Source organism: Micromonospora mangrovicola, assembly GCF_047200535.1.
Classification (GTDB): Bacteria; Actinomycetota; Actinomycetes; order Mycobacteriales; family Micromonosporaceae; genus Micromonospora.
The window spans coordinates 26211-51113 of sequence record NZ_JBJZOG010000022.1 but is presented as its reverse complement, the minus strand read 5'-3'; the positions used below and the strand labels follow the sequence as shown (position 1 = coordinate 51113).

The window sequence follows — 24903 nt, the reverse complement described above, 5'->3', positions numbered from 1 at the left end:
CGGGACGGGGGCCGGCGGCATTCGCCGCGGCCCCCGTCGTCGTCCTGTCCGTGCTGATCAGTGCTTCGGCTCGTCCTGCTGCGGGTGAGCGAAGTTGAGGTGCCCGGGCGGCAGCGGGAAGGTCACGTCGTCGCCGAACGGCGACGGCGCGGCGGCCCGGTCGAAGGTCAACTCGGTCAGCGGCAGCTTGCCGTTGGCGTCCACCGCCGGAGCGGTCGGATGCGGCACCTCGCGGTGCCAGTTGACGCCCTGCTGCGCCTGAGCCTCGGCGCGCGTGTCGTGCGAGCCGCCGGCGTGCGAGTGCGTTCCGCCGTGGGCGGCGCTGGCGGTCACGGCACCGCTGGAATGCCCGCTGGTCGCGCTGGTCTGAGGCACCTGACCCCTCCGGAAGATCTTGCTACCAAGCCACACGAGGGGATCGTACCTGCGGTCGACGACCCGTTCCTTCATGGGGATGATCCCGTTGTCGGTGATCTTGATGTGCTCGGGGCAGACCTCGGTGCAGCACTTGGTGATGTTGCAGAAGCCGAGACCCATCTCGGCCTGCGCGTAATCCTTGCGGTCGGTCTTCGCGTCGAGCGGGTGCATGTCCAGCTCGGCGGCCCGGATGAAGAACCGGGGACCGGAGAAAGCCTGCTTGTTCTCCTCGTGGTCGCGGATCACGTGGCAGACGTTCTGGCACAGGAAGCACTCGATGCACTTGCGGAACTCCTGCGAGCGCTCGACGTCCACCTGCTGCATCCGGTAGTCGCCGGGGGCCACGTCGGCCGGCGGCGCGAACGCCGGGGTCTCCCGGGCCTTCTCGTAGTTGAACGAGACGTCGGTGACCAGGTCCCGGATCACCGGGAACGTCCGCAGCGGGGTGACCGTCACGGTCTCCCCCTCCTCGAACGTCGACATCCGGGTCATGCAGCTCAGCCGCGGCTTGCCGTTGATCTCCATGGAGCAGGAGCCGCACTTGCCGGCCTTGCAGTTCCACCGGCACGCCAGGTCGGGCGCGTCGGTGGCCTGGAGGCGGTGGATCACGTCGAGGACGACCTCGCCCTCGTTGACCTCGACGGTGTAGTCCTGCAGGTCGCCGCCGGCCTCGTCGCCCCGCCAGATGCGGAACTGTCGCTTGGCACCCATTACTTGCTCGCCTCCTCGGTGAGGGCGTCGAACTCGGCGAGTTCCTCGTCGGTCAGGTACTTGGCCAGCTCGGCCCGGTCGAAGAGCTGGATCAACTCCGGGCGCAGCTTCGGCAGCGGCTTGCGCTCCAGGCGGACCGTGTCGCCGTCCAGCGAGCAGACCAGGTTCACCCGCCGCCACATCGGGTCCATCGCCGGGAAGTCCTCCCGGGTGTGCCCGCCGCGCGACTCCTGCCGCTCCAGGGCGGCCTTCGCCGTGCACTCCGAGACCACCAGCATGTTGCGCAGGTCCAGCGCCAGGTGCCAGCCGGGGTTGTAGCGCCGGCCGCCGGCCGCGCTCACCTTGGCCACCCGCTCGCGCAGCTCCGCGAGCCGCCGCAGCGCGTCCGCCAGCTCGCCCTCCCGCCGGATGATGCCGACCAGGTCCCCCATCACCGCCTGGAGGTCCTGCTGGAGGGTGTACGGGCTTTCCCCGGTGTCCCGCTGCAGCGGGGCCAGCGCCGTCTCCACCGCGGCCTCCACCGCCGGCACCGACACCTTCGGGCGGGCGGTGAGCTGGTCGGCGTACGAGGCGGCGTGGCCGCCCGCCCGCTTGCCGAAGACCAGCAGGTCGGAGAGGGAGTTGCCGCCGAGCCGGTTGGAGCCGTGCATCCCGCCGGAAACCTCACCGGCGGCGAACAGCCCCCGCACAGTGCCGTACGCGGCCCCGGAGTCCGGCTCCACCTCGACGCCGCCCATGACGTAGTGACAGGTCGGGCCGACCTCCATGGGCTCCTTGGTGATGTCGACGTCGGCCAGCTCCTTGAACTGGTGGAACATCGACGGCAGCCGGCGGCGGATCTCCTCGGCCGGCAGCCGGGACGCGATGTCCAGGTAGACGCCGCCGGCCGGCGTACCCCGACCCGCCTTGACCTCGCTGTTGATCGCGCGGGCGACCTCGTCGCGGGGCAGCAGCTCGGGCGGGCGCCGGTTGTTGTCCGGGTCCTTGTACCAGCGGTCCGCCTCGGCCTCGTTGTCCGCGTACTGCTTGCGGAAGACGTCCGGGACGTAGTCGAACATGAACCGCTTGCCCTCGGAGTTCTTCAGCACCCCGCCGTCGCCGCGGACCGACTCGGTGACCAGGATGCCCTTCACCGAGGGCGGCCAGACCATGCCGGTCGGGTGGAACTGGAGGAACTCCATGTTGATCAGAGTCGCCCCGGCGCGCAGCGCCAGCGCGTGACCGTCCCCAGTGTACTCCCAGGAGTTCGAGGTGACCTTGTAGGAGCGCCCGACGCCGCCGGTCGCCAGGACCACCGCCGGGGCCTCGAAGAGGATGAACTCGCCGGACTCGCGGTAGTAGCCGAACGCGCCGGCGACCCGGTCGCCGTCGAGCAGCAGCTCGGTGATCGTGGTCTCGGCGAAGACCTTGATCCGGGCCTCGTAGTCGCCGTACTCCCGCTTGTCCTCCTGCTGCAGGGAGACGATCTTCTGCTGGAGGGTGCGGATCAGCTCCAGCCCGGTCCGGTCGCCGACGTGCGCCAGCCGGGGGTACTCGTGGCCGCCGAAGTTCCGCTGGGAGATCTTCCCGTCCTTGGTGCGGTCGAAGAGCGCACCGTACGTCTCCAGCTCCCAGATCCGCTGCGGCGCCTCCTTCGCGTGCAGCTCGGCCATCCGGAAGTTGTTGAGGAACTTGCCGCCGCGCATGGTGTCGCGGAAGTGCACCTGCCAGTTGTCGCGCGCGTTCACGTTTCCCATCGCCGCCGCGGCGCCGCCCTCGGCCATCACCGTGTGCGCCTTGCCGAACAGCGACTTGGAGATGATCGCGGTCTTCTTGCCGGCCAGCCGGGCCTCGATCGCCGCCCGCAGGCCGGCGCCGCCGGCCCCGATCACGACGACGTCGTAGTGGTGTCGTTCGATTCGCGTCTCAGTCATGTCCCGGGCCTTCAGTTGATGAACCGCAGGTCGTTGAACCACCCGGCCGCGACCGCCATGACGTAGAAGTCGGTGAGCGCCAGGGTGCCGAGGGTGATCCAGGCGAGCTGCATGTGCCGCACATTCAGCCAGGACACGCCGGTCCAGGCCCGGTAGCGCAGCGGGTGCTTGGAGAAGTGCTTCAACCGGCCGCCGATGATGTGCCGGCAGGAGTGGCAGGAGACGGTGTACGCCCAGAGCATCACCACGTTGCCCAGCAGGATCAGGTTGCCGAGCCCGAAGCCGAAGCCCTTCGGGGAGTGGAAGGCGTAGATCGCGTCGTACGTGTTGATGATCGAGATGATCGCGGCGGCGTAGAAGAAGTAGCGGTGCAGGTTCTGGCCGAGCAGCGGGAAGCGGGTCTCACCGCCGTACGCCTGGTGCCCGTCGGGGACCGCGCAGGCCGGTGGCGAGAGCCAGAACGACCGGTAGTACGCCTTGCGGTAGTAGTAGCAGGTCAGCCGGAACAGCAGCAGGAACGGCAGGGTCAGCGCCGCGTCCGGGATGATCCACCAGCCGGGCAGGAAGGCGCCGAAGTGCGACGAGCCCTCGACGCACCGGTCGGTGACGCAGGGCGAGTAGAACGGCGTCAGGTAGTGATACTGGTCCACCCAGTACCACTTGTGCATGAAGACCCGGACCGTCGCGTAGATGACCCAGGCGCTGAGCCCGACGACGGTGATCAGTGGCTGGAACCACCAGCGGTCCGTTCGCAACGTCTTCGCCGCTATCGCGGCGCGCGCCCGCGCCCCTCGCGGCCTCGTTGCCGTTGATGTCATTCGAGTCGTCTCCCTGACGGCGCCCTCGCGGGGCGGCGGATCAGCTTCCGATACCGGTCAGCGGACCGGCGAGACCGCGTCCACTGCCACGTCTTGCGCACGCATGCGACCGCGCCGGCGAACCGACGCAGCTAAGTGACACACGTTACGCCGATCTTCGCGGCCCGGCCGCGCAACGCAGTGTCCCGTGTGTCCCGCACGTTGGAAAGACCCAAGCCATGATCAACTTCTTGGCGGGGTGGACGGTGCGCCGACCGGCGCGGGGCGTGCGGTCGGCGGCGCTACGGACTTGATGACGAGCATGAATCGCTTGCTGGCGAGCATGAACCGGCGGGCCGGTGAATCGTCGACGTCATCAAGTTCGTAGCGACCGCGGACACTTGTGCCGGCTGGGCGAGGCGGTGCCGGGTCAGCCGGACGCGCCGCCGGTGAAGTTCCACGAGGCCAGCCGGACCGGTGGCGCCTCCCACCACGCGCCGTCGACCCGGTCGGGCTGGCGCACCGGTGTCCGGCCCAGGCCGAGCACCCGGCCCGGGCCCAGGGCCCGGGGGTAGGACTCGGTGAACCGGAGGTCGCGGACCGCCCGGGTCGGCACCCCGTCCTCGACCAACCAGACCCCGTTGCGGGTCAGGCCGGTGATGACCAGGCGCTTCGGATCGAGCACCCGGGTGTACCAGAAGTCGGTGACGAGCAGGCCCCGCGCCACCCCGGCGACCAGCGCGGCGGTGTCCGGGTCGGCGACCGCCCCGGTGACCCCGTTGCTCACCTGCCCGGCAAGCACGTCGGGCCCGCCGCCGGCCGGCAGCAGGCGGAGGTTGCGGGGGATCGGGCCGAAGGTCGACCCGCCGACCATCCCGTGCCCGGTGGACCCGGTGCCCGCCTCGGCGCCGCTGCGCCGGTCATGCGCCACCGCCCGGGTGGTGCCCGCCTCCACCAGGGGCAACGCCCGGCGGGGCGTACCCTCCAGATCGTACGGCAGCCCGGAGCCGTGCAGCGGATCGTCCAGCAGGGTCACCGCGGGGTCGAACTGGGCCGCGCCCGGCTCGGCGAAGGACTGCCGCTCGACGTACCGCTTGCCGTTGAAGCCGAACCAGGCCAGGTTCTGCAACAGGTCGGCGACGGCGGCCGGTTCGAACACCACGTCGTACCGGCCCGGCGCCAGCTCCACCGGGTCGGCCGCCGCCCGCGCCTTCGCCGCGGCCCGGGCGCCGAGCGCCGCACCGTCCACGTCGGCTAGCCGGTCGGCGCAGCGCCGGGCCACCCCGTCGGCGCCGCCGGTACGGGCGATGCCGTCCATCGCCGCCTCCGCGGTCCGCCCCACCGCCGAGTGCCCGGCCGAGTTGGCGAACGCCCCCGACCGGTACGCCGTCCGGCAGTAGCCGGCCGCCTCCAGCCCGCCGACCGCGTCCACGAAGGCGCGTACCCGGGTGGCCCGCTCGTCCGGCGAGGCGTGCGCGGTGGCCTCGTCGAAGACCGTGGCCGACGGGACCGGCACGGGTGGGGCGAGCCCCGGCCACGCCGGGTCGGGCGGGCCGAGCCGGGCCGCGGTCAGGGTCCGCTCGACCAGCGCGGCCAGCCCGTCCGGGTCGACCAGGCTGCCGCTGCCGGCCGCGGTACGCCCGTCGGCGTGCAGCCGCAGCCGGACCGTGGTGCCCGACTCGGCGACGTTCTGGTGGATGAACGAGTTGGCGAACCGGGTCAGCGCCAGGTCGGACCGGGTCACTACCACCTCGGCCTGCGCGTCCGGCCCGGCGATCCGGCGGACCAGCTCGACCACCCGGCCGGCGAGGTCCAGTTCGGCGCTCATGCCCGCACCCCCACCCGGACGTTGCGGAAGCGGGCCGGGGCGGCCGGGTGGCCGGTGTGCCCGACCTGCCCGGGCTGCCCCTTGCCGCAGTTCGGCGTGCCCCACGGGACGATCTCGGAGGAGAGCATGTCCATCGAGCGCCAGAAGACCGGACCGATCCCGGTGTACGTCGGGTTGCGTAGCATCCGGCCCCGCCGGCCCTTCTTCACCTCCCAGCCGATCTCGCAGCCGAACTGGAAGTTGAGCCGTTTGTCGTCGATCGACCAGGAACGGTTGATGTCCATCAGCACCCCGTCGTCGGTGGCGTCGACGATCTCGTCGAGCGTGTGCGGGCCCGGTTCCAGGCCCACGTTCGTCATCCGCACCATCGGCAGCCGGGCCCAGCCGTCCGCCCTGACGCTGCCGCCGTAACGGAGACCGGCGACGGCGGCCGAGTCGCGGCCGGCGAGCACCCCCACCCAGCGGCCGGCGCGGACCGCGTCCCGCCGTACCGCGGGGGAACCCTCGTCGTCGAAGCCGAAGCTGCCCAGTGCGCCGGGGATGGTCGGGTCGATGGTGATGTTCATCAGCTCGGAGCCGTAGCGCAGCGAGCCGAGCCGGGCCAGGTCCAGCCAGGACGTGCCGGCGAAGGCGGCCTCCCAGCCGAGGATCCGGTCCAGTTCGATGGCGTGCCCCACCGACTCGTGGATCTGCAGGGCGAGCTGCTCGCCGCCGAGGATCAGGTCGGTCTCGCCGGCCGGACACTCCGGGGCGGTGAGCAGTTCCCGGGACTCCTCGGCGATCCGGGCGGCGTGCCCGGCCAGGTCGAGCGAGTTGACCAGCTCCCAGCCGGTGGTGCCGTACTGCCCGCGGTAGCTCGGCCAGCTCCGGCGCTGGGTCTCGCCGTCGCCGATCGAGGTGGCGGAGATGCCCCCGCCGCACTCCCGGATCCGCTGGTCGATCCGGTGGCCCTCGCTGGAGACGAACCACTTGGCGGTGTCCCAGACCTGATAGAGCCCCTCGGCCAGGTCGGCGCCGTGCGCCCGCATCGTCTCCGTGGCGCGGACGAGCAGATCACCCTTGTCGGAGAGCGGGACACCGAGCGGGTCCACCGCGCATTCGGAGGCCCAGCTCGCCACCGTGGCCTCGACCGGGACCAGGTCGACCGGCGGGCCGGGGACTCGTGCGCTCGCGGTGGCGGTCGCCGCGGCGCGCCGGCCGGCCTCGCGGGCCGCGGTGTCCGACAACTCGGGTACGGCGTGGAAGCCCCAACTGGATCCGACCAGTGCCCGGATGCCGAGCCCGATGCTCTCGTCCTGGGTCAGCTCCTCGATGTCGCCGTTGCGCGCCGACATCGACTCGTAGCGGCGGTGCATCACCCGGGCGTCCGCGTACCGGGCTCCCGCGTCGAGGGCGGCCTGGACGGCGGCGGCGGCCGCGTCGAACTCGGTCATGCGCCCGACCCTAGGCGAGCCGACCGACATCCGTCAGCGGACGAGATCCTCCGGTCGGCGACGACGGCGTCGGCACCCGCGCCGTGACCTGGCGACGCGCAGGTGAGGACTGTTCAGTCCGGAAACCCAGTCGTTACGCTGAGGCCGCTGACAGCTTCCGCCTTTGTAGCTTATTTTCGCCTCCAGAGGTTTCCTGTAGGTTCTCTTCGTCACCGAGGGGGAGGCGGTCATGGGCAGGTCGGAGTCGGTGCCGTCCGGGGAACCGGACCGCCCCGAGGTGCCGGAGCAGCGCTCCGGCGCGGACCCGTATCTGCAGGTCAGGGACCTGCGGGTGCGGTTCGACACCGAGGACGGTGTGGTCCGGGCGGTGGACGGGGTGTCGTTCGCGGTCGAGCGGGGTCGCACCCTCGGCATCGTGGGGGAGTCCGGGTCGGGCAAGAGCGTCACCTCGCTGGCCATCCTCGGTTTGCACAACGCCAAGCGCACGACGATCAGCGGGGAGATCTCCGTCGGCGGCCGTCAGCTGGTCGGGCTGCCGGAGGAGGAGGTACGGCGGCTGCGCGGCCGGGACATGGCGATGATCTTCCAGGATCCGCTGTCGGCGCTGCATCCGTACTACACGGTGGGCAAGCAGATCGCGGAGGCGTACCGGGTGCACCACCCGAAGGCCGGCAAGCGTGAGGCCCGCAACCGGGCCGTGGACATGCTGGGGCGGGTCGGCATCCCGCAGCCGGGGAAGCGGTACGACCAGTATCCGCACGAGTTCTCCGGCGGCATGCGGCAGCGGGCGATGATCGCGATGGCGTTGGTGAACGATCCGGATCTGGTGATCGCCGATGAGCCAACCACGGCGTTGGATGTGACGGTGCAGGCGCAGATCCTGGACCTCCTCGCCGACCTGCAGCAGGAGTTCCGCTCGGCGATCATCCTGATCACGCATGACCTGGGCGTGGTGTCGCAGGTGGCCGACGACGTGCTGGTGATGTACGGGGGTCGGGCGGTCGAGCGGGGGAGCGTGGCGCAGGTGTTGCGGCGGCCGCAGCATCCGTACACGTGGGGGTTGCTCTCGAGCGTGCCGTCGTTGCACGGCGACGCGGACGCGGACCTGGTGCCGATCAACGGCAACCCACCCTCGCTGATCAACCTGCCGTCGGGGTGCGCGTTCCACCCGCGCTGCCGCTACGCGGGCCGCAACGGCGACCGCTCCCGCGCCGTCGTGCCGGAGCTGCGCGCGGCGGGGGAGGCCGGCCACCTGGTCGCCTGTCACCTGCCGGCCGAGGAGCGCACCCGGCTCTACCAGCAGGACATCGCCCAGGTGGGAGTCGCCCGATGACCGAACCACTCTTGAAGGTGCGGGGCCTGACCAAGCATTTTCCGGTCCGGGACGGGTTCCGTGCGAGCGGGGCGGTCCGCGCGGTCGACGGGCTGGACTTCGACGTGCGGCCGGGGGAGACCCTCGGCCTGGTCGGGGAGTCCGGGTGCGGGAAGACCACCACGGGGCGGATGCTGGTACGCCTGCTGGAGCCGACGTCCGGGTCGGTCGAGTTCGCCGGGCGGGACATCACCCATCTGCGGCGGCGTCAGCTGCGGCCGTTGCGTCAGGACCTGCAGATCATCTTCCAGGACCCGTACGCGTCGCTGAACCCCCGCCACACCGTCGGCCGGATCGTCGCGATGCCGTTGCAGGTCAACCGGATCGACCCGCCGGGCGGCATCAAGAAACGCGTCCAGGAACTCCTGGAACTGGTCGGGTTGAACCCGGAACACTACAACCGCTACCCGCACGAGTTCTCCGGCGGGCAACGCCAGCGCATCGGCATCGCCCGTGCCCTGGCCCTGCGCCCCAAGCTCATCGTCGCCGACGAACCGGTCTCCGCGTTGGACGTCTCCATCCAGGCCCAGGTCATCAACCTGCTGCGCGAGCTGCAACGCGACCTGGACCTGGCGTTCGTGTTCATCGCCCACGACCTGGCGGTGATCCGGCACTTCTGCCACCGCGTCGCCGTCATGTACCTCGGCAAGATCGTCGAAGTCGGCGACCGCGACGACATCTACCACCGCCCGCAGCACCCGTACACCCGGGCGCTGCTCTCCGCGGTGCCCGACGTGACGCAGACCGACCCCTCGGGGCGGATCCGGCTGGTGGGTGACGTCCCGACTCCGCTCAACCCGCCGTCGGGTTGCCGGTTCCGTACCCGTTGCTGGAAGGCGCAGGAGCGCTGCGCCACCGATGAGCCGACGCTGGTGCCGCGGGACGGCGGGGTGCAGGCGGTCGCCTGCCACTTCCCGGGGCCCGACGGCCAGGACAGTGCTGGGGGGACGCGATGAGCCTGTCACCAATGGACGAGGCGGCGCTGGCCGAGGCGGGGCCCCAGGCACCCGGCGACGCGGTGCGGGAGGCGGCGGCGAAGGAGTTCGTCGGCCGTTCGCCCGGGCAGCTCGCCTGGACCCGGCTGCGGCGCGACCGTACCGCGATGATCAGCGGCGTGACGGTGGTGCTCTTCCTCGTCATCGCGCTTGCCGCACCCCTCATCGAGCGGCTGTACGGGGTCGGGCCGTACCAGCAGTTCCAGGACCAGCTCGACGGGGCGGGCATGCCGCTCGGTTATGCCGGCGGGATCTCCGGCGAGCACTGGTTCGGCCTGGAGCCGCAACTGGGCCGGGACATCTTCATGCGGCTGGTCTACGGGATCCGTACCTCGCTCCTCATCGCCTTCGTCGCCGCGATCATCACCGCGGGCACCGGCGTCGTGCTGGGCGTCGTCGCCGGCTACCTGGGCGGCTGGGTGGACGCGGTGATCGGGTGGATCATCGACTTCACGCTGGCCCTGCCGTACCTGATCTTCGCGCTGGCGGTGGTGCCGACCGCGGCACTGCGGTTCTACGGCCCGCGGGACAATCCGCCGGACTGGTTCAAGATGACCGTGATCATCGGCATCTTCGCGGCCTTCGGTTGGACGGCGACCGCCCGGTTGGTACGCGGCCAGGTGATCTCGCTGCGCGAGCGGGAGTTCGTCGAGGCGGCCCGGGCCAGCGGTGCGGGGCTGCTGCACATGGCGTTCCGGCAACTGCTGCCGAACATCTGGGCCCCGATCCTGGTCTCCTTCTCGCTGGCGCTGCCGGCGTACATCACCAGCGAGGCCGCCCTCTCGTTCCTTGGCGTCGGCATGGTCGACCCGACCCCCGACTTCGGCGCCATGATCTTCAAGAGCATCGACTTCATGCAGACCGATCCCGCGTACCTCTTCTTCCCCGGCGTCGCGATCTTCGTCCTCGTCTTCGCCTTCAACCTGTTCGGTGACGCGCTGCGTGACGCGCTCGACCCGAAGTCGTCCCGCTAGAGGTGTGACATGGTGCGATTCCTGATCAAGCGCATCCTCACCGCGGTGCTGACCCTGACCGCGGTCAGCATCGTCGCGTTCCTGATGTTCTTCGCGCTCCCGGCCGACCCGGTCACCGGGATGTGCCCGAAGAACTGCAACACCGAGCGGCTGGAGCGGGTCCGCGACGAGCTGGGCCTCAACGACCCCAAGCCCGAGCAGTACGTCAACTACATGAAGGGCATCTTCGTCGGCCGGGACCTGGGCAGTGCGCAGGGCGGGCAGTGCGACGCGCCGTGCCTGGGCTACTCGTACGTCAACAGCGAGGCGGTCAGCGATACGTTCGCCCGCGTGCTGCCGGTGACCCTGAGTATCGTCATCCCGGCGGCGGTCATCTGGCTCCTCCTCGGTATCGGCCTCGGCATGGTCTCCGCGTTACGTAAGGGCACCGTGCTGGATCGGCTGTCGGTCGGCTTCTCCCTCACCGGCGCCTCGCTGCAGCTCTACTTCGTGGGCGCGGTGCTCCAGCTCGTCTTCGTCTACACCCTGCACATCCTGCCGACGCCGGGTTACACCTCGATATTCGAGGATCCGCTCAAGTGGGCCAGCGGCCTCGTGCTGGCCTGGTGGTCGTTGGCCTTCCTCTTCTCCGCCATCTACACCCGGCTGTCCCGGGCGCAGATGCTGGAGACGCTCTCGGAGGACTTCGTCCGCACCGCCCGGGCGAAGGGGCTGGCCAAGGGGAAGGTGTACGGCCGGCATGCGCTGCGCGCGGCGATCACCCCGATGGTGACGATCGCCGGGCTGGATCTCGGCTCGGCGTTGGGTGGCACGGTCATCACCGAGACCACGTTCGGCATCCGGGGTCTGGGGCGGACGGCGGTGGATGCGGTCCGGCTCGGTGACCTGCCGACCATCATGGCCACGGTGTTGATCTCCGCGTTCTTCATCGTGCTGGCGAACATCGTGGTGGACCTGCTCTACGCGGCGATCGATCCCCGCGTCCGGCTCGGGTGATCGGGGGATTGTTGTCGGCCCGTTATTCGATTGAAATTTACCTTCGTGGGCTACTAGGCGAAGCTTTCCTTCATATTGGAAGATCGGAAGGAACGGAATCATGAGAGCCAGAGTGGTCGCTGCCGCGGGCAGTGCCGTCGCCTTGGCGTTGGCGCTGGGCGCGTGCAGCAAGAACACGGGCACCAAGACGGATGTGGACAACGAGCGGCAGACCACCGGGGTCATCGCGACCGACCCTAAGGACTCGCTCGGCCCGGCGGCCGAGGTGCCGGGGGCGACCAAGGGTGGCACCTTCACCATCCTGCGTGAAACGCAGATCTCGCACATGGACCCGCAGCGGGTCTACTCCTTTGCCGGGCTGATGGCCGCCCCGCTCTACGCCCGTTACCTGACCACGTGGAAGGACGACGGCAAGGGCCACCTGACCCTCGTCGGTGACCTTGCCGAGACCCCGGGCACGAACGTCAACAACGACTGCAAGGTCTGGGAATTCAAGATCAAGGACGGGTTGAAGTTCGAGGACGGTCGGCCGATCACCAGCAAGGAGATCGCGTACGGCATCGCCCGCTCGTTCAACCCCGACCTCACCGGCGGCCCGACCTACATCCAGGAGTGGCTGGCCGACAGCCCGCAGTACGACACCGTCTGGGACTTCCAGGCCAACAAGGGCTCCCTGCCCCCCGGGCTGACCACGCCGGACGGCAAGACCCTGCGGTTCGAGTTCAAGAAGGCGCATTGCGACCTGCCCTTCGCCGCGTCGCTGCCGGCCACCGCGCCCCTGCCGTCGGACAAGGACACCGGCGTCAACGTGGACAACCAGCCGTTCTCCTCCGGCCCGTACAAGATCACCAAGCTGACGCCGGGCGTCGAGGTGGTGCTGGAGCGCAACGACCAGTGGGACCCGAAGACCGACCCGGTGCGCCACCAGTACCCGGACAAGTTCGTCTGGTCGTTCGGCACCACTCCGGACGCGCAGGCCAACCGGATGATCGCCGACAACGGCCCGGACCAGAGCGCGGTCGCCTTCAACACGGTGCCCGCCTCGCTGATCTCGCGCGTGCTCGGTGACGCCGCGCTGAAGAGCCGTTCGCTGCTCGCCCCCACGCCGAGCGGCAACCGGCTCACCATCAACACCCAGCGGGTCACCGACCTCAAGGTGCGCCAGGCGCTCAACTACGCGATCGACCGGGACGGCCTGATCAAGGCGCTCGGCGGCGAGGCCGTCGCGTCGCCGCTGACCACGCTGCTGCCGCCGGCCACCCTCGGCTACGAGAAGTCCGACGTCTATCCGGCTGGCCCGAACGGCAACCCGGACAAGGCCAAGGAGCTGCTCGGCGGCAAGGAGGTCCCGCTGGTGCTCGCCGTGCGGGACGACGACCTGAACCAGCGGCTCGGCACCCAGCTGAAGAACAACCTGGAGAAGGCCGGCTTCAAGATCACGGTAAAGACGACCCCCGCGGACTCCTACCTGGACGACGTCAAGAAGAAGGACAACGCGTGGGACATCTACCTCGACTCGTGGGCGGCTGACTGGCCCAGCGGCGCGGCGGTCCTGCCGGTGCTCTTCGACGGGCGCAACATCAAGCCCGCGGGCAACAGCAACACGTCGTACGTGAACAACGACGCGATCAACGCCGAGTTCGACCGGGTGCTGGCCATGGACCCGGCCGCCCAGGCGCCCGAGTGGGCCAAGTTGGACAAGAAGATCATGGAGGAGGTCGCCCCGGCGGTGCCGCTCTATGTGGACGTGTCCTTCAACCTCTACGGCTCCAAGGCCGGTGGCCTCTTCATCGAGAGCATCTTCGGCAACGTGTCCTTCGTGAACGCGTACGCCAAGCAGTAACCGCTTGACAGCAGGGGCCCCTTCTTGACGCCAGGCGTTAAGGAGGGGCTCCTTACTACGCCAGCCGTCAAGCGGGCCCCGCCTCACAGGTGCCGGCGTAGGAAGTCCAGCTCCAGCCGGAGGAGGCGCTCGGCGACCCCGCCGGCGGCCATGTGACTGGCCCCGGTCAGCGGCAGCACCGCGTGCGGCCGCCCGGCGGCCAGCAGCGCCGCCGACAGCCGCAGCGTGTGCGCGGCCACCACGTTGTCGTCGACCAGGCCGTGCACCAGCAGCATCGGCCGGGCCTGGGCCGGGTCGCCGACCGGCTCGGCGGCCAGCTCCACCAGCGAGTGGTGGGCGTAGATGTCCATCCCGTCGTCCGGCATCCCCAGATAGCGCTCGCTGTACGCGGTGTCGTACAGGGTCCAGTCGGTGACCGGGGCGCCGACGATCGCGCAGCGGAACAGCTCCGGGTGGCGCAGCACCGCCAGCCCGGCCAGCCAGCCGCCGAACGACCAGCCGCGCACCGCGACCCGCTCCAGGTCCAGGTCAGGGTGCTTGCCGGCGAGCGCAGTCAACGCGTCCACCTGGTCGGTGAGGATCACGTCGGCCACCCGCCGGTGGATCGCCTTCTCGAACGACGGGGCGATGCCCGGGGTGCCCCGGTTGTCGACGGTCACCACCGCGAAGCCCCGGTCCGCCCACCACTGCCGCTCCAGCCAGGCGGCCCGTGCGGCGACCACCTCCTGGTGCCCGGGCCCGCCGTAGACGTCCAGCAGCACCGGCAGCTTCGTGCCCTTCACGTGCTCGGCCGGGTAGAGCACCGCGCTCGGCAGCCGCCGGTCGGTCACCCGGACCAGCAGCGGCCGCGGCGCGTACGGCGGGTGCGCGGCCAGCGAGCGCAGCTCGCCCACCTCGCGGTCGCCGTGCCACACCCGCCAGCGGGTGCCCACGTGCTCCAGCGAGGCCGTCCCGACCACCAGCGTCGCGCCACCGATCGCGGCTGTGTGCCAGCCGGGGTCGCTGCCCATCCGCCGGGCGTCCACCCCGCCGCCGATCACCGTCCGGACCCGGTAGAGGTGCCGCTGGCTCGGCTCCCCCTCGCTCGCCTCCACCAACAGGTCCGCCGGGGCGCCGCCGGCCGGCAGCCGTCCCACCACCCGGCGCACGTAGAGCGAGGGTGGGGTGAGCAGGGTGCCGTCGGCGAACAGGCAGCGGGCGTCGTAACCGTCGTGGGCCAGTTCGCCGCCGACCAGCACCCGTCCGTCGGGCAGGTGCGCCGGGGTGCCGGGGATCGGCTCGACCCAGCGCGGGTCGGCCAGCTCGGCGTGCACCTGGGTCTCCCCGGTGCGCGGGTCCACGGCGAGCACCAGCCCGTGCTGCTGCGACCGGCGCAGCACCGTGATCAGCGGTCCGCCGTCCGCCCAGTCGACCGAGGTCAGGTACGGGTAGGTCTCCCGGTCCCAGTGCACGTCGACCCAGCCGCCGTCCAGATCCAGCAGATGGAGGCTGACCTGCGCGTTCGGCCCACCCGCCCGGGGGTACGCCACGGTCGTCGGCGGGCTCTCCGGGTCCGCCGGGTCGTGCAGGTGCCACCGGACCAGCCGCGACTCGTCCACCCGGGCGGCCAGCACGGCGCGGCCGTCCGGCGCCCACCAGTAGCCTCGGTACCGGTGGAACTCCTCCGCCGCGATGTGCTCGGCGAGCCCCCACGTCACGCCGTTGTCCTCACCGGCGAGGAGGTTGTCCGTGCCGTCCGGCTCCACCACCCGCAGCTGGCCCCGGCGGACCCCCTCGGCGGCGTCGGTGACGTACGCCAGCCGCTCCCCGGTCGGGTCGGGGCGCGGGTCGAGCACCGGCCCCACCGCGGCCACCTCGATCACGTCGCCGTGCACCAGGTCGGCCCGGAACAACCGGCCTGCCAGGGCGAACGCGGCCACCCGGCCGGCCGCGTCCAGGGCGTACGAGCCGATGCCGGCGGAGGCCAGCCGTAGCCGCTCGCGCAGCGCCCGCTCACCCGGTGAGAGCGCGGTCGGATCGCCGTCCGAGCCGAGCAGCACCGCCGGGTCGGCGACCAGCCGCTCCTCGCCGGAGCCGACGTCGAGCAGCCAGAGCGCGTCGGCGGGGTCCTCCGGTCCCGACGAGCGCAGGAAGATCACCCGAGAGCCGTCGTCCGGGACGGAGACGGCGCGCGGCGCCCCGTGGCTGAACCGACGGGTGCGGGCGGCCAGCTCGGGAAAGTCCACGTCTCGGATCGTAGGCGCGCGCCCGGGGTGATGTGGCCGACCTGCGTGGACGCGTAACCCTTGGTGGGACAGGACCGCCGGATAGAGTGACGGTCGTGACGACGCTGCCCGATCGACGCCTCCTGCTGGTCCACGCGCACCCCGACGACGAGTCCATCGGCACCGGCTCGACGATGGCCCACTACGCCGCGTCCGGCGCCCACGTCACCCTGGTGACCTGCACGCTCGGGGAGGAGGGCGAGATCCACGTACCGGAGCTGGCCCAGCTCGCGGCGGCCGAGGCGGACCAGCTCGGCGGTTACCGGATCGGCGAGCTGGCCGCCGCCTGCGCCGCGCTCGGCGTCACCGACCACCGCTTCCTCGGCGGCGCCGGCCGCTACCGCGACTCCGGCATGATGGGTCTCGCCACCAACGAGCACCCCCGGGCCTTCTGGCAGGCCGACCTCGACGAGGCCGCCGGCCACCTGGTGGAGATCATCCGGGAGATCCGTCCGCAGGTGCTGGTCACGTACGACCCGAACGGCTTCTACGGCCACCCCGACCACATCCAGGCGCACCGGGTGGCGATGCGCGCCGTGGAGCTGGCCGACGCCGGGGGGATCGCCCCGGCCAAGGTCTACTGGACGGCGATGCCGCGTAGCGTGCTGGAGGCCGGGCTGAACCATTTCGTGGAGTCCTCGGACAACCCCTTCGCCGGTATCGACAGCGTGGACGAGCTGCCCTTCGGCACCCCCGACCCGGAGATCGCCGCGCGGATCGACGCCACCGAGCAGCACGCCGCCAAGGAGGCGGCGATGCGGGCGCACGCCACCCAGATCCCGGCCACCTCCTGGCTCTACTCGATCGCCGGCAACTTCGGCGCGGAGTTCATGGGCGTGGAGTACTTCACCCTCGCGGTTGGCGAGCAGGGCCCGGGCGGCGGTCCGTACGGCTGGGAGGACGACCTCTTCGCCGGGTTGGCGCTGGACGGGTCGGACCGGTCCCCGGTCGCGGCGGCCGGTCTCCGGTGACGCTGCCGGCCGTACCGATGTCGGTCGCCCCCGAGCAGCAGCCCGCCGCGCCGCCCGAAGGGCCGTCGCGGGCGCTCGACGTCGCCCTGCGGATCGCCGGTGGCGTGGTGGTGGTCTGGGCCGGGGTGCTCGCCGCGGTGCTTGAGTTGATCTTCGCAACCGGATCCTGGGAGCTGGTCAAGGGCCGGCCGGACGGGCTGTCGAAGACGGTGGTCGGCATCTCGGCCACGGTGGGTGGTATCGCCGGGGTGGTCGCGCTGACGGTCCTGGTGGGCTGGTTCGCGCACGCCGCCGTGGGGACCCGGTGGGCGGCGGCCCTGGCCGCCCTGCCCTGGTTCCTGGTGATCGTCGCGGGTGGCTTCCGGACCACCGAGGGGGATCTCGCGCTCACCGGCGACAACGTGCTGGGCCTCGGCCTGGTGGTGGCCGGCGCGGTCACCTTCGCGGTGCTCGGCTTCCGGCAGCTCGTGGTGCCGCCGCCCGGGCCCTGAGGGTACAGACGGCACACAGGTCGCGGTGATAGACATTCCTGCCAGGAGCCTGCCGCAGGGGTGGGCGTACCACGGGAGGCGTGCGATGAGGGAGCGGTGGCGCGCGATCGGCGTGCTGGCGGCGGCGCTGTTCTTGGTCAACGTGGTGGCACGGCTGGTCATTCGATTCGGGTTCCCGGACGACGACGCCGCCGCGGACCGGATCTCCTGGCTGATGTTCGCGGCGATCGGGCTGATCCTCGCCGTGATGGCGTTCCGCTGGGGCCGTGACCGGCCGGTGGGCCGATGGGCCGCCGACCTGGGTGCGGCGGTGGCGGTGGCGCTGGCGCTGACCGTGTTCGTCGCTCCGCTGCTGGTCGGGGAGAACCCGTTCGGGGGCGGCGCGGGCCTCTTCTTCGCCCAGATCTGGCTCTACCTGGCCGCCACCGCGGCCGGGGTGCTGGTGGGCTTCCTGATCCTCACCACGCTCGGCCGCGACTACCGCTCGCAGCAGCTCAAGCGGTACGCCGAGCGGAAGGCCGCGAAACCGCGCAAGGTGGTCCGCCGCTGACGGTCAGCCCGGGGCGACCCGGGTGAGGTAGGTGTGGTGGGTGGTGAAGCCGAGGCTCCGGTAGAGGGTCACGGCCGGGGTGTTGCGCTGCTCGGCCTGAAGGAAGGCGTGCGTCGCGCCCTCCGCGCGGCCCCACTCGACCAGCGCGCGGACCACCCGGCCGGCGAGCCCCTGCCGGCGCGCCTCGGGCACCACCTCGATCGAGGTCAGGCCCAGCCAGCGGCCGTCTCCGGTCACCGTGCCGCGGCCGGCGGCGAGCAGCCGGCCGTCCGCGTACAGGTGGGCGAAGCGGATCCTGTCCACGGCGGTGAGCACGTGCCGGGCCACCTCCGGCAGGCCGCCCTTGCGGGCCTCGGCGGTGGCCAGCCAGGCGTCCGACGGGGCGCCGGCCAGCTCGACCGGCGGCAGGTCGGCCCGCCCGGCCGGGGCGGCTGCGGTCAGCGCGGCGAGCGCCGCGGTCTGCACCAGCACCGGCGGCCGGGCGGTCCAGCCTCGCGCGTCCAGTTCCGCGCCGATCGGCGCGGCGAGCGGCAGCGGGGTGTTCACCAGGGCCGGCTGGCCGTGGTCGGCGTACCAGCGCTCCACCGCGTCCAGCGCGGCGGGCAGCGGGCGGTCCGGGTCGCCGACCGGAAGCGCCGAGTTGGCCCGGCCGGTCCAGCCCTCCGCGGCGCGCAGCAGCCAGTCGCCGAGCCGCCCGCGTACCGGCGCGGGCCACGCCTCGTCGGCGGCGAGTTCGAGGGCGACCACCGCGGCGGCGGTCGGCCGGCGCGCCGCCGGCACCCGCCTGGCCCGGTGGACCTCCCCTATCGGGACCCGGAGCCGACCCCTGTCGGTGGCGAGGGTGATGTGGCTCTCGCTCAGCTCGACAAGCTCCCCGAGGGCGTCGGTGAACAGCGGCCGGCCTTCGCGAATCCCCACAATCCGGCGGACCACGATCCGGTGTCCTACGTCCTGCTGTCGGAGCACGATCGACCTCCTCCCCGCCGAGATACTAGGCTCTTACCGGTCGCGGTGATCGCGACGAGTCTTGCGGAGGAGAAGACCGGTGACCTACATCATCGCCGAGCCCTGCGTGGACGTGCTCGACAAGGCATGTATCGAGGAGTGCCCGGTCGACTGCATCTACGAGGGCAACCGGATGCTCTACATCCACCCCGACGAGTGCGTCGACTGCGGTGCCTGTGAGCCGGTCTGCCCGGTGGAGGCGATCTTCTACGAGGACGACGTCCCGGAGCAGTGGAAGGACTACACCGGGGCGAACTACGAGTTCTTCGAGGATCTCGGCTCGCCCGGTGGCGCCTCCAAGATCGGCAAGGTGGAGAAGGACGCGTCGTTCGTAGCCGCCCAGCCGCCGCGCGGAGAGGGCCACTGAGCCGGCCCGCGCCGGTCTCGTCGCGGCTGCCCGATTTCACCTGGGACACCCTGGACGCCGCGGCCGCGACGGCCGCGGCGCACCCGGGTGGTCTCATCAACCTCTCGATGGGCACGCCGGTCGACCCGGTTCCCCCGGTGATCCGGCAGGCACTGGCCGAGGCGTCGAACGCCCCGGGCTATCCGCTGACCGCGGGCACCCCGGCGCTGCGGGACGCCATCGCGGCCTGGGTGGCCCGGGCCTGCGGCGCGGGCGTCGACGGGCTCGGCGTGCTGCCGACCATCGGCTCCAAGGAGTTGGTGGCCTGGTTGCCCACGCTGCTCGGCGTCGGCCCCGGTGACGTGGTCGTGGTGCCGTCCATCGCCTACCCCACCTACGAGGACGGGGCCCGGCTGGTCGGTGCCACCACGGTGCGCACGGACTCGCTGACCGCGCTCGGGCCGAACCCACGGGTGCGGCTGGTCTGGGTCAACTCGCCCGGCAACCCGACCGGCCGGGTACTGCCGGCCGCCCACCTGCGCAAGGTGGTCGACTGGGCCCGGGAGCGCGGCGCGGTGGTCGCCAGCGACGAGTGCTACCTGCCGCTGGGCTGGGACGCCGAGCCGGTCTCGATCCTCTCGCCCGAGGTGTGCGGCGGGTCGTACGAGGGCGTGCTGGCCGTGCACTCGCTCTCCAAGCGCTCCAACCTGGCCGGCTACCGGGCCGGATTCGTCGCGGGCGACCCGGCGCTGGTGGCCGAGCTGCTCAAGATCCGCAAGCACGCCGGTATGATCGTGCCCGCCCCGGTGCAGGCCGCCATGGTGGCCGCGCTGGGTGACCAGGCACACGCCGACGAGCAGCGGGAGCGGTACCGGGCCCGGCGCGAGCGGCTGTACGCCGCGTTCACCGGCGCCGGCTTCACCGTCGAGCACTCCGAGGCCGGGCTCTACCTGTGGATGACCCGGGACGAGGACTGCTGGGACACCGTCGACTGGCTGGCCCGGCGGGGCATCCTGGTCGCCGCCGGCGTCTTCTACGGCCCGGCCGGCGCCCGGCACGTCCGGGTGGCACTGACCGAGTCCGACGAGCACGTGGCCGCGGTCGCCGACCGGCTGCGCGACTGATCCTCGGGTGGCGGCGGTGACCGACGGCGGGACCGGGCGGGACGGCCCGGCCACCGTCGGCCCCGCGGGGCCGGGTGTCCGCGTCGCGGTGGTCGGCACCGGGCTGATCGGCGGCTCGCTGCTGCTGCGGCTGCGGGACGGCGGGCTCGACGTGACCGGTTGGGATCCGGACCCGACCACCCGGGGACACGTGCGCGGGTGGGGTGTCCCCTGCCCGGACGCCGTCCAGGAGGCGGTGGCCGGTCGGGACGTGGTGTTCCTCTGCGGTCCGCTGCCCACCCTGCCGGGCATGCTCGCCCGGGTCGGCGCCGCCACCGGGGAGCACTGCGTGCTCACCGATGTCGGCAGCACGAAGGCCGAGGTGGCTGCCGCCGCCTCCGCCCAAGGTCTCGGTCACCGCTTCGTCCCCGGCCACCCGATGGCCGGCGCGGACCGGGCCGGGTCGGCCGCGGCCGATCCCGGGCTGCTCGTCGGGGCTGCCTGGGTGCTCTGCCCGGGGCCGGCCGGGCTGGCCGCGTTCCGCCGGCTCGCGGCGCTGCTCATCGAGGTGTTCCGCGTGCGGGTGGTGCCGATGTCCGCGCCGGAGCACGACGCGGTGGCCGCCCTCAGCTCCCACGTGCCGCACCTGCTGGCCGGTGCACTGGCCGGGGCGGTGCAGCGGTCCGAGCTGCGCGACGCCGTGCTGTCCCTCGCCGCCGGAAGCTTCACCGACGGCACCCGGGTGGCCGGCGGCCCGCCGCAGCGAACCGCCAACATGCTGCTCGGCAACCGGGGGCGGGTGCTCGCCGGCCTGGCCGACGCCCGGGCGATGCTCGACGAGCTGGCCGACGCACTGCGGGCCGGCGACGCCGCCACGCTCACCGCACGGCTGGCGGAGGGCCGGACCGCCCGCGCGGCGCTGGTGCAACGGACCTTCGCCGCCCACCAGCGGGAGTTCCCGGCCGGTACCGACCACGCTGGGGAGCTGGCCTACCTGCGCCAGCTGGGGGCGGCCGGCGGCCACCTCACCGGCTGCCGGTTGACGGCCGGCGCGGTCACGTACACCGGACAGCTGCCGCAGACGGTCGATCCGGCCCGGAGCGGGTGACCGCCACCGTGATCGGCCAGGGCCTAGGGTGAAGGGCATGGACGCACCGGTCGTGGCGGTACGTGGCGAGGCATACCAGGAGGTGGCGCCCGAGCTGGCCCGGTTCACGGTGACCGCGGCCGCCCGGGACCGGGACCGGGAGGCCACGTTGACCCGGCTGGCCGAGCGGGCCGCCACGGTCCGGGTGCTGCTGGACACGGCCGGGCCGGCCGTGACGCGGCGGGAGACCGGCCAGCTCCGGGTCTGGCCGGAGACGAAGCGGTCCGGCGAGCGGGTGGTGGCGTACCACGGCAGCGTCAGCACCACGGTGACCGTCGACGACTTCACCGCGCTCGGCGAGCTGATGCTCCGCCTGGCCGACCACGACCAGGTCGAGGTGGCCGGTCCCTGGTGGTCGCTGCGGCCGGACAGCCCGGCGTACCGGGAGGCGCGGCACGCCGCCATCGCGGACGCGCTGGCCCGCGCCCGGGAGTACGCGGAGGCGCTGGGCGCCCGGGTGACCGCCCTGGTGGAGCTGGCCGATACCGGCCTGTCCGCCGCCCCGCCGATGATGGCCCGGGCCGCCGCGCCCCGCGGCGGGGCCGCCGGCGCCCCGCCAGAGCTGGAGCTGGACCCGCGACCGCAGCCGGTGCAGGCGGCGGTCGAGGCCCGGTTCACCATCAGCGAGCCGGTGCTCGGCTGATGCCGCCGGCGCGGGTGCTCCCCCTCGACGACCTGGTGGCCCGGGCGCGTGCCCTCGCCGACGCCGGGCCGCGGCAGCTGCTCGGCATCGCCGGCGCACCCGGCGCGGGCAAGTCGACCCTGGCCGAGCGGATCGTCGCCGAGGTCGGGCCGGTGGCCCGGCTGGTGCCGATGGACGGCTTCCACCTGGCCCAGTCGGAGCTGGTCCGGCTGGGCCGGGCGGCGCGGAAGGGCGCACCGGACACGTTCGACGCCAACGGGTTCGTCTCCATGCTGCGCCGGTTGCGCCGGCTGGAGCCGACCTCGGTCTGGGCGCCGCTGTTCCGCCGGGACCTGGAGGAGCCGGTCGCGGGGGCCATCGAGGTGCCGCCCGAGGTGCGGCTGGTGGTGACCGAGGGCAACTACCTCCTGCTGCGGGACGATCCGTGGGAGGAGGTCCGGACGCTGGTGCACGAGGTCTGGTTCCTGGATCTCGACGCCGAGCTGCGGGTGCGCCGGCTGACCGCCCGGCACGAGGCGTTCGGGAAGACCCCGGAGGAGGCGCGTGCCTGGACGCTGGGCAGCGACGAGGCGAACGCGGCGCGGGTCGCGGGGACCGCCGGGCACGCCGACCTGGTGGTCCGGCTGGCCGACCCGTTGCCGGGGTGACGGGACGATCCGGCGCGGCAGCCGGGCCATCACGGCCTGTTCCCGGCTGAACTCCACAGAAGTTGGTCCAGGCGACGGCAGGTCAAGCGGTCTGTTCTAGGGAGCGGGTTGGGCGGGCGGGGTTACCCACCGCGACGACGTCTGGTGGCAGGTCCTTTGTCACCACGGCCCCGGCTCCGACCACCGTGTTCTCCCCGATGGTGACCCCGGCCAGCACGATCACTCCGCCGCCGAGCCAGGCGTTGTCGCCGATGGTGATCGGCTTCGCCGCCTCCCACTTGTTCCGCCGCGCCGCAGGTTCGACCGGGTGGGTGGCGGTGAGGAGCTGGACGTTCGGTCCGAGCTGGACATCGGCGCCGATGGTGATCCGGGCGACGTCGAGGAAGACCGCGTTGAAGTTGACGAAGCTGCGCGGTCCGATGTGGGTCTGCCAGCCGTAGTCGCAGTGGAAAGGCGGGCGGACCCAGGTGCCCTCGCCCACCGAGCCGAGCAGTTCGCGCAGTGCGGCGAGTCGCCCCTCGGGGTCGTCGGCGGCGCTGGCGTTGAACCGTTCGGTGAGCCGGGCCGCCCGGTCCAGATCGGCGATGATTTCCGGGTCGTCGGCGATGTAGAGCTCGCCGGCGAGCATGCGTTCCCTCATGGAGGCCATCGACAGATCATGCCCCGGATCGGCCGGGGGTCTGTCGGGTCGACGACTTCCTGTTGCATGCCCGGTATGTAGTTCCGGGCGGTCCGGTGCCCGGGTCGACGTGGCGGGGGGCGCCGACCGGATCTGGCTCGACGGCCGGCGCGGGGTCACCCTGGACCACAGCGTGCCGCAGATCGGCGCGCCGGCCGCCTACGCGGCCGGCTTCACCGACCTGAGCACCGAGGTCACGGCGAGCTGAACGTTCCAGTCCCGGCACGTCCCCGGGGACGACCCGGTGCGGCTGCCCGCCATGGCGGTCCGCTTCGCGCCGCCGCTGGCCGTCGACAACAGCGCACCGTCCGGCCGGACCTTCACCATCCCGGTGACGGTGCAGCGGCAGGCCGGCGCGCCGGCCACCACGATTCGGGCGCTCACCGTCGAGGTGTCGTACGACGGCGGGCAGACCTGGCGGAAGGCCGACCTGCACCGGCAGGGCGCCGGCTGGGCGGTCGTGGTGCGGCACCCCGCCGGCCCCGGGTACGTCCCGCTGCGGGTCACCGCCCGGGACAGCGCCGGCAACACCGTGACCAGGCGGGTCATCCAGGCGTACCGCCTGCGGTGAGTCGCGGCGGCTCCAGGTCTCGGCGCGGCGGGCCGCGGCGAGCTGGAGTTGCCGGAAGCGGCCGGTCCGCGGTCTCCCCGCCGCGGGCCGGGGCCGCGGACCGGGCCGGGGCCGCTCGCCCCGGCCCGGTCCGCGATCAGTCGTTGGCGTGCAGCGCGGCGTTCAGCTCGATGCCCCTGCCGGTACGCGGCTTCGCCTCCAGCGCGCCGGTCACCGAGTTGCGCCAGAAGAGCAGCCCGTCCACGCCGGAGAGCTCGCGGGCCTTGACCACCCGGCCGTCCGGCAGGGTCACCTTGGAGCCGCCGGTGACGTAGCAGCCGGCCTCCACCACGCAGTCGTCGCCGAGCGAGATGCCGATGCCGGCGTTCGCGCCGACCAGGCTCCGCTCACCGATGCGCACCTTCTCGGTGCCACCGCCGGAGAGGGTGCCCATGATCGAGGCGCCCGCGCCGATGTCGGAGCCGTCGCCGACCACCACGCCCTGCACGATCCGCCCCTCGACCATCGAGGTGCCCAGCGTGCCGGCGTTGAAGTTGCAGAAGCCCTCGTGCATCACGGTGGTGCCGGCGGCCAGGTGCGCGCCGAGCCGGACCCGGTCCGCGTCGGCGATCCGCACGCCGGCGGGGACCACGTAGTCGGTCATCCGGGGGAACTTGTCCACCCCGTACACGGCCAGGTGGCGGCCGGCGGCGCGCTCGATGACGCGCAGCTCGTCCACCCGCTCCGGCGGGCACGGCCCGGCCGAGGTCCAGGCCACGTTGGCGAGCTTGCCGAAGATGCCGTCCAGGTTGAGCTCGTTGGGCCGGAACAGGCGGTGGGAGAGCAGGTGCAGCCGGAGGTACGCGTCGGCGGCATCCTTGATCGGGTCGTCCAGCGAGCCGATCACCGTGACCACCTGGACCGTACGCAGGCCGGGCAGCGCCCGCTCGCCGATCGCGCCGGGCGGCAGGTCGAGCACGTCCGCCTGGTCCTCACCGGGGACCAGCGGCAGCTCGCCCAGTCCCAGCTTGCCGGTCGGGTACCAGGTGTCGAGCACCTGGTCGTCGGCAGTGACCGTGGCCAGGCCGATGCCCCAGGCGGATGCTGCGGACGTCACTGTTGCACCTCTCGTTCTGGCGGCTGCGCCCGCCTCTGCTCGCGACTGCCGGGCTGGCGAGCTCGCTCCTCGCGCTCGCGCAAGGGTCTCCCCAGCTCACTCCTCGCGCTC

Annotated in this window: 24 protein-coding genes; 15 read left to right on the top strand and 9 right to left on the bottom strand. The window is 72.2% G+C overall.

Features of this window, described 5'->3' with window-relative positions; all coding sequences use genetic code 11:
• Positions 1-57: 57 nt before the first annotated feature.
• From ACL02O_RS11880 to ACL02O_RS11860, 5 genes are all read right to left on the bottom strand, one after another.
• The gene (locus ACL02O_RS11880) at positions 58-1128 is read right to left on the bottom strand and encodes a succinate dehydrogenase/fumarate reductase iron-sulfur subunit (RefSeq protein WP_412818072.1); all 1071 of its coding nucleotides are present in this window, start codon (positions 1126-1128) and stop codon (positions 58-60) included.
• Positions 1128-3041, bottom strand: coding sequence for a fumarate reductase/succinate dehydrogenase flavoprotein subunit (locus ACL02O_RS11875; protein ID WP_412818071.1), 1914 nt, complete (start codon positions 3039-3041; stop codon positions 1128-1130). Before ACL02O_RS11875 ends, ACL02O_RS11880 begins: the two co-directional genes overlap by 1 nt.
• Before the next feature lie 11 nt (positions 3042-3052).
• Positions 3053-3859: a hypothetical protein gene (locus ACL02O_RS11870; protein ID WP_412818070.1), complete on the bottom strand. Its 807-nt coding sequence runs from the start codon at positions 3857-3859 to the stop codon at positions 3053-3055.
• 409 nt (positions 3860-4268) lie between these two features.
• Entirely contained in the window at positions 4269-5666 is a 1398-nt protein-coding gene (locus tag ACL02O_RS11865; protein ID WP_412818069.1) for a TldD/PmbA family protein, read from the bottom strand.
• Positions 5663-7099: a TldD/PmbA family protein gene (locus ACL02O_RS11860; RefSeq protein WP_412818068.1), complete on the bottom strand. Its 1437-nt coding sequence runs from the start codon at positions 7097-7099 to the stop codon at positions 5663-5665. The genes ACL02O_RS11865 and ACL02O_RS11860 overlap by 4 nt, the downstream gene beginning before the upstream one ends.
• 229 nt (positions 7100-7328) lie before the next feature.
• Here ACL02O_RS11860 and ACL02O_RS11855 point away from each other — a divergent pair, with 229 nt between their 5' ends.
• The 5 genes from ACL02O_RS11855 (at position 7329) to ACL02O_RS11835 (ending at position 13279) form a co-directional block, all read left to right on the top strand.
• The gene (locus ACL02O_RS11855) at positions 7329-8432 is read left to right on the top strand and encodes an ABC transporter ATP-binding protein (protein ID WP_412818067.1); all 1104 of its coding nucleotides are present in this window, start codon (positions 7329-7331) and stop codon (positions 8430-8432) included.
• Positions 8429-9427, top strand: a complete 999-nt coding sequence (locus tag ACL02O_RS11850) for an ABC transporter ATP-binding protein (protein ID WP_412818066.1) — start codon at positions 8429-8431, stop codon at positions 9425-9427. The genes ACL02O_RS11855 and ACL02O_RS11850 overlap by 4 nt, the downstream gene beginning before the upstream one ends.
• Positions 9424-10440, top strand: coding sequence for an ABC transporter permease (locus ACL02O_RS11845; protein WP_412818065.1), 1017 nt, complete (start codon positions 9424-9426; stop codon positions 10438-10440). Before ACL02O_RS11850 ends, ACL02O_RS11845 begins: the two co-directional genes overlap by 4 nt.
• A gap of 9 nt (positions 10441-10449) precedes the next feature.
• Entirely contained in the window at positions 10450-11436 is a 987-nt protein-coding gene (locus ACL02O_RS11840) for an ABC transporter permease (protein ID WP_412818064.1), read from the top strand.
• A 100-nt stretch (positions 11437-11536) separates the two neighbouring features.
• Positions 11537-13279, top strand: coding sequence for an ABC transporter substrate-binding protein (locus tag ACL02O_RS11835; protein WP_412818063.1), 1743 nt, complete (start codon positions 11537-11539; stop codon positions 13277-13279).
• Between the two features lie 83 nt (positions 13280-13362).
• Here the strand turns inward: ACL02O_RS11835 and ACL02O_RS11830 are convergent, their stop codons facing one another.
• Positions 13363-15504, bottom strand: coding sequence for a S9 family peptidase (locus ACL02O_RS11830; RefSeq protein ID WP_412818062.1), 2142 nt, complete (start codon positions 15502-15504; stop codon positions 13363-13365).
• An 86-nt stretch (positions 15505-15590) separates the two neighbouring features.
• Here ACL02O_RS11830 and mshB point away from each other — a divergent pair, with 86 nt between their 5' ends.
• The 3 genes from mshB (at position 15591) to ACL02O_RS11815 (ending at position 17555) form a co-directional block, all read left to right on the top strand.
• A complete protein-coding gene (mshB, locus tag ACL02O_RS11825; protein ID WP_412818061.1) occupies positions 15591-16514 on the top strand; it encodes an N-acetyl-1-D-myo-inositol-2-amino-2-deoxy-alpha-D-glucopyranoside deacetylase in 924 nt (307 codons plus the stop codon).
• A gap of 17 nt (positions 16515-16531) precedes the next feature.
• Positions 16532-17005 carry a hypothetical protein gene (locus ACL02O_RS11820; protein ID WP_412818060.1) on the top strand — a complete coding sequence of 158 codons (474 nt, stop codon included), beginning with the start codon at positions 16532-16534 and terminating at the stop codon, positions 17003-17005.
• 85 nt (positions 17006-17090) lie between these two features.
• Positions 17091-17555 carry a hypothetical protein gene (locus ACL02O_RS11815; RefSeq protein WP_412818059.1) on the top strand — a complete coding sequence of 155 codons (465 nt, stop codon included), beginning with the start codon at positions 17091-17093 and terminating at the stop codon, positions 17553-17555.
• A 3-nt stretch (positions 17556-17558) separates the two neighbouring features.
• Here ACL02O_RS11815 and ACL02O_RS11810 read toward each other — a convergent pair whose 3' ends face one another.
• Positions 17559-18521 (bottom strand): GNAT family N-acetyltransferase, encoded by a 963-nt coding sequence (locus ACL02O_RS11810; RefSeq protein ID WP_412818058.1) that lies wholly within the window; start codon positions 18519-18521, stop codon positions 17559-17561.
• Positions 18522-18600: 79 nt separating this feature from the next.
• On the opposite strand from ACL02O_RS11810, the gene fdxA reads away from it, so the two are divergent.
• The 5 genes from fdxA to ACL02O_RS11785 are packed head-to-tail and all read left to right on the top strand — an operon-like array spanning position 18601 to position 22446.
• Positions 18601-18927 (top strand): ferredoxin, encoded by a 327-nt coding sequence (gene fdxA, locus ACL02O_RS11805; protein ID WP_089005361.1) that lies wholly within the window; start codon positions 18601-18603, stop codon positions 18925-18927.
• The gene (gene dapC, locus ACL02O_RS11800; RefSeq protein WP_412818102.1) at positions 18924-20030 is read left to right on the top strand and encodes a succinyldiaminopimelate transaminase; all 1107 of its coding nucleotides are present in this window, start codon (positions 18924-18926) and stop codon (positions 20028-20030) included. The genes fdxA and dapC overlap by 4 nt, the downstream gene beginning before the upstream one ends.
• 7 nt (positions 20031-20037) lie before the next feature.
• Positions 20038-21117, top strand: coding sequence for a prephenate dehydrogenase (locus tag ACL02O_RS11795; RefSeq protein WP_412818057.1), 1080 nt, complete (start codon positions 20038-20040; stop codon positions 21115-21117).
• Between the two features lie 37 nt (positions 21118-21154).
• Positions 21155-21799 (top strand): SIMPL domain-containing protein, encoded by a 645-nt coding sequence (locus ACL02O_RS11790; protein ID WP_412818056.1) that lies wholly within the window; start codon positions 21155-21157, stop codon positions 21797-21799.
• Positions 21799-22446: a nucleoside/nucleotide kinase family protein gene (locus ACL02O_RS11785; protein ID WP_412818055.1), complete on the top strand. Its 648-nt coding sequence runs from the start codon at positions 21799-21801 to the stop codon at positions 22444-22446. Before ACL02O_RS11790 ends, ACL02O_RS11785 begins: the two co-directional genes overlap by 1 nt.
• Before the next feature lie 82 nt (positions 22447-22528).
• Here the strand turns inward: ACL02O_RS11785 and ACL02O_RS11780 are convergent, their stop codons facing one another.
• Positions 22529-23095, bottom strand: coding sequence for a sugar O-acetyltransferase (locus ACL02O_RS11780; RefSeq protein WP_412818054.1), 567 nt, complete (start codon positions 23093-23095; stop codon positions 22529-22531).
• Positions 23096-23195: 100 nt separating this feature from the next.
• On the opposite strand from ACL02O_RS11780, the gene ACL02O_RS11775 reads away from it, so the two are divergent.
• Both ACL02O_RS11775 and ACL02O_RS11770 read left to right on the top strand, forming a co-directional pair.
• Positions 23196-23333 carry a hypothetical protein gene (locus tag ACL02O_RS11775; protein ID WP_412818053.1) on the top strand — a complete coding sequence of 46 codons (138 nt, stop codon included), beginning with the start codon at positions 23196-23198 and terminating at the stop codon, positions 23331-23333.
• Positions 23334-23369: 36 nt separating this feature from the next.
• A complete protein-coding gene (locus ACL02O_RS11770) occupies positions 23370-23696 on the top strand; it encodes a hypothetical protein (RefSeq protein ID WP_412818052.1) in 327 nt (108 codons plus the stop codon).
• 136 nt (positions 23697-23832) lie between these two features.
• Here ACL02O_RS11770 and dapD read toward each other — a convergent pair whose 3' ends face one another.
• Positions 23833-24792, bottom strand: coding sequence for a 2,3,4,5-tetrahydropyridine-2,6-dicarboxylate N-succinyltransferase (gene dapD, locus ACL02O_RS11765; RefSeq protein ID WP_412818051.1), 960 nt, complete (start codon positions 24790-24792; stop codon positions 23833-23835).
• Between the last annotated feature and the right edge of the window lie 111 nt (positions 24793-24903).

Excerpts from the sequence above, each read along its gene's own strand:
- ACL02O_RS11815 (WP_412818059.1), top strand. The coding sequence starts at position 17,091 with ATGAGGGAGCGGTGGCGCGCGATCGGCGTGCTGGCGGCGGCGCTGTTC.
- ACL02O_RS11840 (WP_412818064.1), top strand. The coding sequence starts at position 10,450 with ATGGTGCGATTCCTGATCAAGCGCATCCTCACCGCGGTGCTGACCCTG.
- ACL02O_RS11785 (WP_412818055.1), top strand. The coding sequence starts at position 21,799 with ATGCCGCCGGCGCGGGTGCTCCCCCTCGACGACCTGGTGGCCCGGGCG.
- ACL02O_RS11790 (WP_412818056.1), top strand. The coding sequence starts at position 21,155 with ATGGACGCACCGGTCGTGGCGGTACGTGGCGAGGCATACCAGGAGGTG.
- ACL02O_RS11865 (WP_412818069.1), bottom strand. The coding sequence starts at position 5,666 with ATGAGCGCCGAACTGGACCTCGCCGGCCGGGTGGTCGAGCTGGTCCGC.
- ACL02O_RS11820 (WP_412818060.1), top strand. The coding sequence starts at position 16,532 with ATGTCGGTCGCCCCCGAGCAGCAGCCCGCCGCGCCGCCCGAAGGGCCG.
- ACL02O_RS11835 (WP_412818063.1), top strand. The coding sequence starts at position 11,537 with ATGAGAGCCAGAGTGGTCGCTGCCGCGGGCAGTGCCGTCGCCTTGGCG.
- ACL02O_RS11870 (WP_412818070.1), bottom strand. The coding sequence starts at position 3,859 with ATGACATCAACGGCAACGAGGCCGCGAGGGGCGCGGGCGCGCGCCGCG.
- ACL02O_RS11780 (WP_412818054.1), bottom strand. The coding sequence starts at position 23,095 with ATGGCCTCCATGAGGGAACGCATGCTCGCCGGCGAGCTCTACATCGCC.
- ACL02O_RS11850 (WP_412818066.1), top strand. The coding sequence starts at position 8,429 with ATGACCGAACCACTCTTGAAGGTGCGGGGCCTGACCAAGCATTTTCCG.
- ACL02O_RS11860 (WP_412818068.1), bottom strand. The coding sequence starts at position 7,099 with ATGACCGAGTTCGACGCGGCCGCCGCCGCCGTCCAGGCCGCCCTCGAC.
- ACL02O_RS11855 (WP_412818067.1), top strand. The coding sequence starts at position 7,329 with ATGGGCAGGTCGGAGTCGGTGCCGTCCGGGGAACCGGACCGCCCCGAG.
- ACL02O_RS11845 (WP_412818065.1), top strand. The coding sequence starts at position 9,424 with ATGAGCCTGTCACCAATGGACGAGGCGGCGCTGGCCGAGGCGGGGCCC.
- ACL02O_RS11875 (WP_412818071.1), bottom strand. The coding sequence starts at position 3,041 with ATGACTGAGACGCGAATCGAACGACACCACTACGACGTCGTCGTGATC.
- ACL02O_RS11880 (WP_412818072.1), bottom strand. The coding sequence starts at position 1,128 with ATGGGTGCCAAGCGACAGTTCCGCATCTGGCGGGGCGACGAGGCCGGC.